Genomic DNA, 12,208 nt, shown 5'->3' on the forward strand with positions numbered 1-12,208 from the left:
CGCCATTTTCATCCCATGTGGCTGGCCGTGGGCTTGCTGGCCCTGGCCCCAACGGTGGGCTCGACCGACGACACGCCGGTCCCGCCCTCGCTCGCCGAAACCTGGGTGACCTGGCAGGAAGAACTGTCCGAACCCATCGACTGGGCCTACGGTTTCGCCCTGCGTAGCCGCGATGTACGCCCCATCGACCACGAACGCCGACGGCTCCTGGCCGAAATCGAACTGATCGGACAGACGATGGACATCGGCGGACGCCCCGAGGTGGCCCGGGCACTCGATTCCTGGAGCGAAACCGTCGAGGCGATGGAGGCGGCTCCCAATGTACGCAGTGCCGAGCGCCTCGACCTGCCCTGGCTCCTGGCCAATCTGCGCCACGCGCCCGACCCGTCCGGCATGGAGCACATTGGCTACTGCACCCCGCCCGACTGGGTGGAGCTGTGGTCCCTGGATGGTGTGGACCGCCATGAATGGACCCCGGGGATGACCCTGCAGGACCTGCTCGCCAAGCCCTCGCGCACGGCGCTGCGCGGCACGGACACGGCCGCCGTGGTTTCGCCGGTCGGCGAGGTCCACGTATTCGGCGCCGCGCCCTGGAACCGTGAGGACACCGCGATCGCCCCCGGGACCCGGGTGATGACGCACCTCCATGTCCGTGACCTGGGGGGGTCGGTAGAGGGTGACCTGCTCAACCAGCGCCTACCCCGCTTTCTTGCGACCCGTTTGCCGGGCGACAACTGCACACTTCGGAAACTGCCATGAACGCTACACCTTTGCGCATGCGCCGCCGCAGCCTGGTGGTCGCCGTGCTCCTCGGCCTGGGCCTGCCCACGGCACAGGCCGAGGAATTCGGACTCGGCCAGGGCCAGCGGGATACCGGCGGGATCGGTCTGATGCAGACCCCCACGGCCCGCACCGGTGATGCCGGTCACTTCGCCGCCGGCTGGAACCGCACCTACCCCTACCGTCGCTGGAGCGTGTTCGTACAGCCGCTCGACTGGATGGAACTCGGCTTTCGCTATATACAGGTCGAGAACCGACCATATCTGGCCGCCGGCGATGACGACCGTTACAACATCGACAAAGGCGCGGACATCAAACTCCGCCTGGTCGAGGAGAGCCGCTATATCCCGGAAGTGGCCGTCGGTTTTCAGGACCTGGGCGGCACGACCCTGTTCGGTGGCGAGTACCTGGTTGCCAACAAGCGCTGGAACAACTTCGACTTCTCCCTGGGGATTGGCTGGGGTTACCTGGGCAATCACGGCGATATCGAATCACCGCTTGGCTGGATTGACGACAGCTTTGACGAACGCCCACGGTCCGCCGGGGGTGGTCAAGGCGGCGAGGTCGCCACGCACCAGATGTTCCGTGGCCCGGCGGCCCTGTTCGGGGGGGTCGAGTACCAGACGCCCTGGGACCGCCTGCTGCTTCAAGTCGAATACGAGGGCAACACCTATCAGCAAGAACCTCAGGACAACGCCCAGGAACAGGATTCCCGCTTTAATTTCGGCGCGCGGCTGAAACTGACCAACAGCATTGAGCTGCATACCGGCTGGCAGCGCGGCAATACCGCGATGGTGGGCCTCCATTTCACGACCAACCTGGCGCGGCTCTCGCAGCCCAAGGCCGACGACCCGGCCCCAGTCGACCCCGCCCATGTGGAGCGCCGCGACTGGGATGCGGTGGCCACGGACCTCAATACCAATGCCGGGATCTACGTGACCGAGATCCGCCAGGTCGGCGACACCATCGAGGTCACGGGCGAACCGGCCCGTTACCGCAACCTGAAGCAGTCCGAAGGGCGGGCCAACCGTCTGCTTGAGGCGCAGGCCGATGCCGGCATCCACACCTTCCAGTACCGCTGGCAGACACTGGGGCTCGACCTGCGCGAGAGCCTGCACGACCGGGAGGCCTTTGGCCGCGCACTGGCCTCCGCGGATCACGAGACCGACTACCGGCACAGCGTGCGGGTACGCGATATCGAACCTACGACGAACAATGATCGCGGCGAGGTCCTTTACGAGGCCGAACCCCGGCGCTTCGAATGGGGCGCAGGCCCCTCTCTGGAACAGAACTTTGGCGGCCCCGACGGCTATCTGTACCGGCTGTCCGCCTATCTCGATGCCAGCTATCACCTCGCCCAGGGCACCTGGATCTCGTCCATGCTCACGACAACCCTGGCCGACAACCTCGAGAACTACGAATACATCGCCGATTCCGAGTTGCCCCGCGTGCGCACCCACATCGGCGACTATCTCGCCGAGACCAGCGTAGGCATCTCCAACCTGCAGGCCACCCACACCAAGCGACTGGGCAAGAACTGGTACGCGATGGGCTACGGTGGCCTTCTGGAGATGATGTACGCGGGTGTCGGGGCCGAGGTCTTGTACCGGCCGTTCAACAGCCGCTGGGCCATCGGCGTCGATGCCAACTGGGTACGCCAGCGCGAGTTTAACCAGCAGTTCGGCCTGCGGGACTACGAGCAGGTGACTGGGCATGTGACCACCTACATCAACACCGGCGTGCAGGACATCCATGCACGGGTGAGCGTAGGCCGCTATCTGGCGGGCGACCTCGGGACCACCCTCGACTTCTCGCGCGAATTCGCCAATGGCGTGCGGGTCGGCGCCTGGTCGACCTTCACCGATGCCGGTGACGATTTCGGCGAAGGCAGCTTCGACAAGGGCCTGTACCTGTCGGTCCCCTACGACTCCTTCTTCTCCACCTCCAGCCGCAACCGGGCCAACATCGCCTGGCAGCCGCTGACCCGCGACGGTGGTGCGCGCCTGAACCGACGTCATCAGCTGTTCGACATCACCGAAGAACGTCAGGTCGGCCGCTACTGGGACGAGCCCGACGCCACCTGGCGTTAATCCCCCGGTGTCCGGGGCATCGAGTCCCGGGCAGCCCTTCCTTCCAGACACCCTGCGTGCCTGCACGCACCCGCGTCGCCTGCCCTTGTTCGCCTGCCAGATTCGACACAACCAGCCCCCCTCTGAATCGGGAAGCCCGCCACGGCCGCGCATCCCCAACCGGACCGCACGGCATCGTTCGCCCCCGGGTACACACCCGTTAGCTGGCTTTCGACTCTCCGCGCCGCGCAGGAAACCCACTGAAACCCGCCGGCAGACTGGGCACCCCAACGTCCGCTGGCCAGCAGCCAGTGCGGGCCGCCCGGGTCATTCGCCTGGCAATCGACTGAAAGACTGCACACGCGCAGCGGGGGTCACGCAGAACCGGCCAGGGCAAAGGCGTGGCCCATGGCTGGCGGCACCCGATCCGCGCCACAAAAAAGCCCCGGCATTTGCCGGGGCCAGGGGTGCGTCAGATGGGGCCACTGTTTAGCGGCCCCCCTGGACCACTACTTGTAGGAGTAGTGGTAATAGCCGTAGCCGTAGCTGGTCGAGGCCTTGTACTCGATCGAGTTCAGGATACAGCCACGCACATCGACCCCCGCCGCATCGAGACGGCGCCGTGCCGATTCGATCTCGCGCAGCGGGTTCAACTGGAAGCGCACCACCATCAAGGTGGTCGAGCACTGGCGTGCGACCACGGCCGCATCGGTGACCGCCAGGATCGGCGGCGTGTCGATCAGCACCAGGTCGTAATCCCGGCTGAGCTGTTCCAGCATGCGGCTGAAACGGTCGCTCATCAGCAACTCCGACGGGTTCGGTGGCGCGCTGCCACGGGCGATGTAGTCCAGCCCCTGGATGTCCGTGCGGCGCAGCACGCCTTCCAGGGATTCCTGGCCCGCCAGAAACTCCGAGAGTCCCCCGTCGCTGCGCTGACCGAAGGCGTGGTGTACATGCCCCTTGCGCAGATCGGCGTCGATGATCAGCACGCGCTGCCCCGCCTGGGCACAGACGGTCGCCAGGTTAACCGAGACAAAGCTCTTGCCCACATTCGGACTCGGACCGGTAATCACCAGGCGGTTGTTTTCGGCCTCCAGCATCGCGAAATGCAGGCTGCTGCGCAGGCCACGCAGTGCCTCGATTGAATCGTCGGCCGGATCGATCGAGGCCAGCACGCCCCCCGGGACATCGTAGCCGCGCGGCTGGTTGCTCCGTTTCACGCGGCGCAGCAGGTTCTCCTGCGCCCTGGAACGCGGCACGCTGGCATACACCGGCAGGTCGATCGCCTCGATTTCCTCCTGCGATTCCACCCCGCGGTTGAACATCCCGCGCACCAGCACCAGCGCGATCGCCAGGCCACCACCAAATACCGTGGACAGCATCACGATCAGGTTGCGCTGCGGTTCGACCGCGGACAGCCCCGCCTGGGCGTCGTCCAGGATGCGGACATTGCCCACCGTGCTGGCGCGGGCGATATCCATCTCCTGCATGCGATTGAGCAGCTGGACGTAGATGTCCTGGTTGACCTCCACATCCCGGTTGAGACGCAGGATCTGCTGCTGGGTCTCCGGCAGCGCGCTGACCTCCTGGTTCAGCCGGTTGCGCTCCTCCTGCAGCTTCTGGCGTTTGTCGATCAGGGCCGCATAGGTCGGATGGCTGGCCGTGTACCGCCGGGAGATCTCGGCCTCCTCGAACTCCAGCTCGTTGAGCTGACGTTCCAGGTTGACCAGGCGGTCGAGCACGGCACGGGTCTCCTGCGAGAGATCCACGCTGTCGCGCTCCGTGCGGTACTCGTTCAGCGCATCCTCGGCGGTTTGCAGCTGATCGCGCACATCCGGGACCTTCTCCTCGAGGAACTCGAGGCTCTTCTCGGCCTCGGCGGCCTTGCGCTGAACATTCTGCGTCAGATAGATCTGGCTGATGGTGTTCAGGATGCGCTGGGCGTGCTGCGGGTCCGGATCGGTCAGGGTCAGGCTGAACACGCCACTCTCGCGGCCCTGCTGCCCCACCTCGAACTGCCCACGCAGGCTGTTGATCGCCGCCAGGCGCGAACGCCGCTGGATATCAAAACGCGCACCCGGCCCCGCATCCATTTCGGCCACACGCAGGCGCACGTCACCCTCGAAGAACTCCACGTCCTCGCCGATACGCCCCTCGCCCAGTTCGTGATCCCCGTTGATCAGGCGATAACGATCGTCATCCAGGACCTCCAGCGTAAAGGTGCGCCCCTCGTAGGCTCGGGCCACCTGGAACTCGCCCACGTTGATCGACTCGCCCGCCCAGACACTGGACTGAGCAAAGGCGGGGCGCTCCATGCCCCGGCGAACGAGGTAATCGCCCACCACCGGCATACGGTGCGGGCGTACCACCAGATCCAGTGCCTCCTGATCGACCGTGCGCCCGAGGACCATGCGTGAACGCAGGATCTGCAGCTCGGCCTCGACGCGCGGCTCCTGCCCCAGCATCTCGCGCACACTGGACAACGGGCTGCTGAAGCGTCCCATGTCCTCCACCTGCACCAGTGCATCGGCGCGGTAGATCGGGGTGGACACCGTGGCGTATACCGCGCCCGCAATGGCAAACAGTGCCGTTATGAAAATGATCAGCCACTTGTGGTCCAGCAACTGGCCGAGCAGTCGGCCAATATCCAGTTCGCCTTCCGGCACCCCGGGGGAATGGTTCTTTGTCATCGGGACTTACCTGTGTCGGAGATCATCGGTTCAGCCGCCGTGCCCAGGCATCGGCAGCCTCCACGAGTAGGGCATGAGCCTGCGCAAAGACCTCGGGGCTCTTGCCATAGGGATCGGGAATATCTCGGCCACGGCCGCCTTCCAGCCAGTGACCAAATCGCATCGTCTTGCCGAGCACTTCGGGGTGGCGCCCGCCGACAGCCTGGCGCTGGCCCTCGCTCATCACCAGCACCAGATCGGCGTGATGCAGCCAGTCCGCCTCGATCTGGCGGGCCTTGTGCGCCGTAACGTCCAGACCGTCGGCCTCGGCCAGGCGCCGTGCCTCGGGGTGGACGCCCTCCCCGACCACCGCCCCAAGGCCCGCGGATTCCACCGAGCGATCGGGCAGGCGCTCGCGCAGCAGTGCCTCGCCCACGGGACTGCGGCAGATATTGCCGGTACAAACCACCAGAATCCGGTTAAACATGGCTAGAAGTCATCCGACAGGCGACGCACGTCGCGCGTGGTACGGGAGGATTGATAAACGGCACTGACCGTGGGCAGCAGCTGGCTGATCACGCGATTCCAGCGGCCCAGCGACGTCGTTGTCACATACACGATGTCCAGCGGCTCCAGCTCGAACTCGGCTCCCAGCATCAGCGCTGCGGAATTGCGCGCATCCAGCTGGTAGACGGTCGCAAGCTTGTCGCTCTCCGGTGGCGCACGGCGGATCACGAAGATGCCGCTGGCGTCCGCCCGGTTCTCGTTAAACCCTCCGGCCTGGCTGAGCGCATCCATCAGTGTCAGCTGACCGCGGCCCAGGGGCAGCCGTTGCGGGTCGCCTACCTCGCCCATCACGTAGACCTGCTGGCCGGCGGTATCCGGGACATGCAGCACGTCGCCGTCACGCAGGAGCCGGTTTTGCGACATGTCGCCATAGCGCAGCATGTCGTAGAGCGAGATGACGATCTCCTCGCCTTCCCGCGTGAGGATCACCTCGTGCCAGTTGGCATCGTCGGAAAGCCCACCCGAGTGATGGATCGCATCCAGCACCGTCAGCGGGACATTGGTCACCGGCTGCACACCGGGCTCGCGTACCGAGCCCGTCACCTGGACCTTCTGCGAGTTGAAGGCCGCCACTCGCACCTCGACCTGGGGCTCGTTCACGAAGGTGGCGAGATCGCGCGCAATACGGTCGCGCACCTGCGACACCGTGTACCCCTCGACTTCCACGCGCCCGATATAGGGGTAAAAGATCGTGCCGTCCGGGTGCACGGTATTCCCCGACTCCACGGCCGATCGCTCGCTCCCGGCGGGGATGGTCAACTCGGGGTGCTCGTACACGATGACCGCCAGCACGTCGCCGCGACCGATGCGGTAGTCGTATTCAGCGACGTCCTGTGCCATCTCGTCGCTTACACGGCGAAGGTCCGGCGGGACCGAGCGAGTCTCCTGGGCTCGGATCAGGCCAAAGGTTATGGGCTCGATATCGACCAGGTCCTCCACCGGGGCACTGGAGGTGCGCTCGGCAATGTGCCCGCCAGGGGCCCAGGCACATCCACCCAATGTCACCAGCAGGATCAGTAACAGGACCCAGCGTACGGGGGGAATCACGTTCATGGATCTTCCTCTTTTGCGCATGGCCGCAACGCCCCTGGCGCCCACGGCCGCGTCGTCACCTTGCGATTCATCCTGGCGAGCCCCACCGGGTCCGCCTCAAGCGGGCCGACCATGTCATGAATGGGCCGGATCGTCGTCGAACTGGCGCAAAATATCGGCAGCCAACCCCTTGCGGGCAATGCCGCGATCCGAAACTTACGGGGCTGGTCACAGCTTCGACGGATCGACCTCACGTTTCCCGGAACCGGCGTTGCGGGGCCATTCCGGCCGATGCTTGAATCCATCGCGTTCACCCCATGAACGAGTGACCCGGACCCTCGTCACAACGCCCGCGGGCAAGCGAAACGTCCGGACACACCGGTCCCATCCATCCGACAAGGAAGAGGCGACATGAAAGTCTTGATCACCGGCGCGGCAGGTTTTATCGGCTCCCATCTGGCCCTGCGCCTGCTGGAGCGTGGCGACACCGTGATCGGTGTCGACGACATGAACGACTACTACGACCCGAGCCTGAAGCGGGCCCGGCTGGACCGCATCCGCGCCCTGCCGGCATCCCGCCAGCGCTTCGTGTTCGAACACGAAGACATCGCCGACCGCGCGGCGATGGAGCGGGTGTTTCGCGAGCATCGCCCGGAGCGGGTGGTCAACCTGGCGGCTCAGGCCGGGGTGCGCTACTCGCTGGAAAACCCGGCGGCCTATGTCGACACCAACCTGGTCGGCTTCGGCAATATCCTGGAGGGCTGCCGGCACAACGGCGTGGAGCACCTGGTCTACGCCAGCTCCAGCTCCGTCTACGGCGCCAACACCACGATGCCGTTCTCGGTGCACGACAACGTCGACCACCCGCTGAGCCTCTACGCGGCGAGCAAGAAGGCCAACGAGCTGATGGCGCATACCTATGCGCACCTCTACCAGCTCCCGGTGACGGGCCTGCGCTTCTTTACCGTCTACGGCCCCTGGGGCCGGCCGGACATGGCGCTGTTCCTGTTCACGAAGAAGATCCTGGCGGGCGAGCCGATCGACGTCTTCAACTACGGCCACCACCGCCGTGACTTCACCTACATCGACGACATCGTCGAGGGCGTGATCCGCGCGCTGGATCGTCCGGCACGGGCCAATCCTGCGTGGACCGGGGCCGAGCCCGATTCGGCGACGAGTGCGGCACCCTACCGGCTGTACAACATCGGCAACCACGAGCCGGTGGAGCTGATGCGCTACATCGAGGTGCTGGAAGACTGCCTGGGCAAGAAGGCCGAGAAAAACCTCCTGCCCCTGCAGCCGGGCGATGTGCCGGACACCTACGCCGATGTCGAGGCCCTGCGCGAGGACGTGGGCTATGCCCCCGCGACCGCGGTGGAAGACGGTATCGCCCGCTTTGTCGAGTGGTATCGCGAGTACTACCGCGTCTGATCAGTAACCCGGGCGCGCCGTACTGGCGCGCTACCCCCAGTACCCCTGCCGGAACCACTGGCCGCTGCGCAGGCAGCGGTACAGCCACAGCCTGCGACCCTGCCGGTCGCGCGTGACCGCGTAATCGCGGCGTACATCCTGCCCGCGGTCCCACCAGCCATCCTCCAGCCGGCCCAGCCCGTGTGCTTGCAGCGGGGGTGGGGTCGGCTGTGGGTCCTGTAGCCACAGCGCCGTGCCGCAGATCATTTGCGCGGGTGTCGGCGGCGGGGGTGAGGCTGCCGCGTCGAGATCGTGTCGCGCGTCCTGGGCGGCCTCGGGGCGCGGGATGCCGCTGGCGGTCAGCCGGACGATCGCCTGCTCGCCCAGACGCGCGCTCAGGCGGGCCAGCACGGCCGGCAGCTGCGCGTCTGGCGGCGGGTGGCCCGGTGTCTCGGCCAGCAGGCTGGCGCCCTGCGCGGGCGGGTCGAGCAGCCGCGTGGCCCGCAGGCGCAGGCCGATGACCGGGGCGGGCAGGACCTCGCGTTCCAGCCGGGTCTGCCACAGGGGCAGCCAGTCCTCCGCACGGATACCGGGATCGCCGCGTTCCAGCGTTATTCGGGTAGGGGCCATTCGGGTAGCGGTAATCCGCGCATGCGCCTCACGGTGTTTCAGCTCCAGCGTCATCCCCTGCAGGCTGCGGTTCAGGCCGCGCAGCTGGGCCTCGGCCTGGCGCAGCAGGCGCTTGAGCGGGAAGGCCAGGGCCCCGGTCGCATGAATCTCGTGTTCCAGGCGCAGCGACAGGTCCAGTTCCGGGGGCGGGTCGAAGCGCGGCAGGGTCTCCGTGCGCCGCCCCAGCAGCCGATCCAGCAGTGTCAGCAACTCCGGGCCGTGGCGGCGCGCGAGTTCGGGGCGCGCCAGGCGCAGCAGGTCGCCGAGCTGGCGCAGGCCGATGGCCCGCAGGCCCTCCCGGGTCGCGGCGGAGAGCGGCAGGGCCTCCAGTGGGACCGGTGACAGGGTGCGGCGCAGGGCCTCGCTATCTTCGGGGATCGCGGGATTACGCAGGGTGGCCAGCAGGCGAGCGGCGGCCGGACTGCGTGCCACGCCGATGCGCGGGTGGAAGCCCAGTCCCTCCAGGGTGCCCCGCACCCGTTCCCGCAGGGCGGCGAGCCCGCCGAACAGGTGCCGGCTGCGGCCGACCTCCAGCAGGATGCGCCGGGCCTCCGGCTCCGGGTGCACGTGATCGGAGAACTGCAGCAGCACGCCGGCCAGCATGGCGATCTGCGCGGTCTGGGCCTGCGGGTCGTGCTCGACGAGTTCCGGGGTGTCGAGGATGGCAAGGGCATCGGCCAGCGCCATGCCCGGTCGGGCCCCGGTGCGGCGCGCGGCGCGATTAGCGGCATGCACGCGTGGAGCGGCGCCGGCCTCGACCACCAGCAGGGGGCGTTCGGTCAGCCGTGAACGGCCCGCCTCGGCACGCGCCAGGGTCTCCAGCGCCAGGTGCGGCAGCTCGACCGCCATCCACTGTTCGTTTGCTGAGCGTGGTCCGATCCGTGGGGCAGGGCCGGACTCCGCTGGATGCTCCGAGGGTGCAATCGAGGGCGGAATCAGTGCTGCCTGGTGCCATGCGCGGGCCGGGCGCGAGGCACGCGGGTGCGGGACGGCTTGTGGTCGCTCCGGATGGCCCATCTCAGGGCACCGGGATGTGCAGGGCCTGGCCGGAACGGGCCCAGTCGCCGATGCCCTTCAGGCAGTTCAGTTCGAGGCCGTCGGTGGCGGGCTGCCAGCGCAGGCGCTGATGGGCCGGGGAGGGCTGCTCCGCGGCGCGCGGCGGGCGGTACAGGATGGCGCAGGCCTGGCTTTCGGCCGCGGCCAGGCGCAGCCGACGCAACAACGCGGTTTCCACCGGGCCGCCCAGCCAGGCCAGCAGGACCCCGAAGGCCGGGTCGCGCAGGCATTGTTCGCCGGCCCAGAGGGTGTCGCGGTTGTGTTCGGTGCGGATCAGCAGCAACCGTTCCGGCGGGATGCCAAGCGGCTGCCAGCCCGGCAGCCAGGGCGTGGCGGGCGGCGCCAGCAGTGCGATCCAGTACCCCTCGCGACCGCAGGCCTCGAGCATGGGGACCAGCAGACGGGTCTCGCCACAGCCAAAGGGGGAGCCCAGGAGTTCGATCAGCTGGCCGCGCGGCCAGCCGCCCCCGAGGGCCCGGTCCAGCGCCGGGTGACCACTCGGCCAGACCGGGGCATTCGCGGCAGGGGCGGCGCTGCGCCCGCGCCACAGCGCCGGATGATCGAGCAGGGCATCAATGCCGGGCACGGGCTTAGCCCTGCGCTTCAAGATCGCGCAGTACGCCGACCCCGATACCCTCGATCGCCAGCTCCTGGCGCTCCAGGTCGATCTCGATCGGGGCGAAGTCGGGGTTCTCCGGCAGCAGGCGCACGCGGGCACCGTCCTGCTCGAAGCGCTTGACCGTCACCTCGTCCTCGATGCGGGCCACGACGATCTGGCCGGGGCGGGCCTCCGGGGTCTGGCGGACGGCCAGCAGGTCGCCATCGAGGATGCCGGCGTCGCGCATGCTTTCTCCATGCACGCGCAGCAGGTAGTCCGGGCGGGCCCGGAACAGGCTGTCGTCGATCCGGTAGTGGCGTTCGATATGCTCGGTGGCGAGGATCGGCGAGCCGGCGGCCACGCGCCCGACCAGAGGTAGTTCGGCCGGTCGGGCCGCATGCGTACCGGCCAGGCGGATACCGCGCGCGGCCCCGCCCACCAGTTCGATCGCGCCCTTTTTCTCCAGGGCCTTCAGGTGGCATTCGGCCGCATAGGGCGAGCGGAAACCAAAGGCACGGGCGATCTCGCTGCGCGTTGGGGCCGTGCCCTGGGTGGCGACGGTCTCGCTGATGTAGTCGAGGATGGCCTGCTGGCGCGCGGTCAGGGACACGGCGGGTGCTCCACGGATAACTGTTCATAAATACAGTATTCCGTGGCGAAGTCCGAGGCAAGTAGCGGCAAGCGCCTTCGTGATCGGTGTTTCCCTAAGGCGAGCCCTGCTCCAGTGTCTTGCGCAGGTGCTCGATCTGCTCCGGCTTGATGCCGGCGATGTCCTTGATCGGCAGGGTGAACGCGAAGCCGTTGCCGACCTCGCTCAAAGCGAGTTCTTCGTCCAGGCGTTTCAGCAGCCGTTCGGCGAGGCTGGCCTCCAGGACCATTAGCAGCACGTTGCGGGCCGCGGAGTCCTTCAGATCCATGATCGGTGTGCGGCGCAGCTGGGCAATGCCCTGGCCCTCCAGCAGCGTCAGGCCGGCGGCGCCCTCGCGGCGCACGGTCTCGATGGCACGGTCGGCCCGGTTGCGCGGGACCACGGCGGCGAGCAGTACGAATTGCATGGCGTTCCTCGCGCAGAAGATTAGGAAACACTGATCAATGTACACGCTCGCGCTCGAGTCGCTTTTGCGTGCGAACAAGGCGCGGTGACTGCCGTGCAGTCATTCTGCACAAGGGAGCCGCAACGCGGTGCGCGCGCAAAAGCGGCCGAGCCCCTTGGGGTTGGTACCCCAGGTTCCCCGATCCTGCGTTGCGGCCCTTGCCGGTAGAACCACTACCGGCTGCGCACCGCGCCTTGTCTCGGAAAACCTGGGGTACCAACGCGAGCGTGTACATTGATCAGTGTTTCCTTAGGGTTGGGCGGG

Annotated in this window: 10 protein-coding genes; 3 read left to right on the forward strand and 7 right to left on the reverse strand. The window is 67.2% G+C overall.

The genetic code is table 11. The annotated features are described in order from the left end of the window. The first annotated feature begins 15 nt into the window (after positions 1–15). Positions 16–759 carry a capsule biosynthesis GfcC family protein gene (locus F791_RS0102410; protein WP_018649039.1) on the forward strand — a complete coding sequence of 248 codons (744 nt, stop codon included), beginning with the start codon at positions 16–18 and terminating at the stop codon, positions 757–759. A gap of 17 nt (positions 760–776) precedes the next feature. Further along, positions 777–2,870, forward strand: coding sequence for a YjbH domain-containing protein (locus F791_RS0102415; RefSeq protein WP_019592125.1), 2,094 nt, complete (start codon positions 777–779; stop codon positions 2,868–2,870). Between the two features lie 488 nt (positions 2,871–3,358). On the opposite strand, the gene F791_RS0102420 is transcribed toward F791_RS0102415, so the two are convergent. Genes F791_RS0102420 through F791_RS0102430 form a run of 3 tightly spaced genes read right to left on the reverse strand, consistent with a single transcriptional unit; the run spans position 3,359 to position 7,138 of the window. After that, positions 3,359–5,539, reverse strand: coding sequence for a polysaccharide biosynthesis tyrosine autokinase (locus F791_RS0102420; RefSeq protein ID WP_018138352.1), 2,181 nt, complete (start codon positions 5,537–5,539; stop codon positions 3,359–3,361). A 22-nt stretch (positions 5,540–5,561) separates the two neighbouring features. Next, entirely contained in the window at positions 5,562–6,005 is a 444-nt protein-coding gene (locus F791_RS0102425) for a low molecular weight protein-tyrosine-phosphatase (RefSeq protein ID WP_018138353.1), read from the reverse strand. A gap of 2 nt (positions 6,006–6,007) precedes the next feature. Beyond that, the gene (locus F791_RS0102430) at positions 6,008–7,138 is read right to left on the reverse strand and encodes a polysaccharide export protein (RefSeq protein WP_018138354.1); all 1,131 of its coding nucleotides are present in this window, start codon (positions 7,136–7,138) and stop codon (positions 6,008–6,010) included. Between the two features lie 390 nt (positions 7,139–7,528). On the opposite strand from F791_RS0102430, the gene F791_RS0102435 reads away from it, so the two are divergent. Then, on the forward strand, positions 7,529–8,548 hold the full coding sequence (locus tag F791_RS0102435; protein ID WP_019592126.1) for an NAD-dependent epimerase: 1,020 nt from the start codon (positions 7,529–7,531) through the stop codon (positions 8,546–8,548). Positions 8,549–8,578: 30 nt separating this feature from the next. Here the strand turns inward: F791_RS0102435 and F791_RS0102440 are convergent, their stop codons facing one another. The 4 genes from F791_RS0102440 to F791_RS0102455 form a co-directional block, all read right to left on the reverse strand. Then, positions 8,579–10,045 carry a DNA polymerase Y family protein gene (locus tag F791_RS0102440; protein ID WP_019592127.1) on the reverse strand — a complete coding sequence of 489 codons (1,467 nt, stop codon included), beginning with the start codon at positions 10,043–10,045 and terminating at the stop codon, positions 8,579–8,581. A gap of 169 nt (positions 10,046–10,214) precedes the next feature. After that, positions 10,215–10,838 (reverse strand): translesion DNA synthesis-associated protein ImuA, encoded by a 624-nt coding sequence (gene imuA / locus F791_RS0102445; protein WP_018137558.1) that lies wholly within the window; start codon positions 10,836–10,838, stop codon positions 10,215–10,217. A 4-nt stretch (positions 10,839–10,842) separates the two neighbouring features. Continuing rightward, complete coding sequence (lexA, locus tag F791_RS0102450; protein ID WP_018137559.1) at positions 10,843–11,460, reverse strand: transcriptional repressor LexA; 618 nt, start codon at positions 11,458–11,460, stop codon at positions 10,843–10,845. A 94-nt stretch (positions 11,461–11,554) separates the two neighbouring features. Then, positions 11,555–11,905 (reverse strand): hypothetical protein, encoded by a 351-nt coding sequence (locus F791_RS0102455; protein WP_018137560.1) that lies wholly within the window; start codon positions 11,903–11,905, stop codon positions 11,555–11,557. Between the last annotated feature and the right edge of the window lie 303 nt (positions 11,906–12,208).

Origin of the sequence: Thioalkalivibrio sp. ALRh (genome assembly GCF_000381425.1) — a bacterium.
Lineage (GTDB): Bacteria > Pseudomonadota > Gammaproteobacteria > Ectothiorhodospirales > Ectothiorhodospiraceae > Thioalkalivibrio.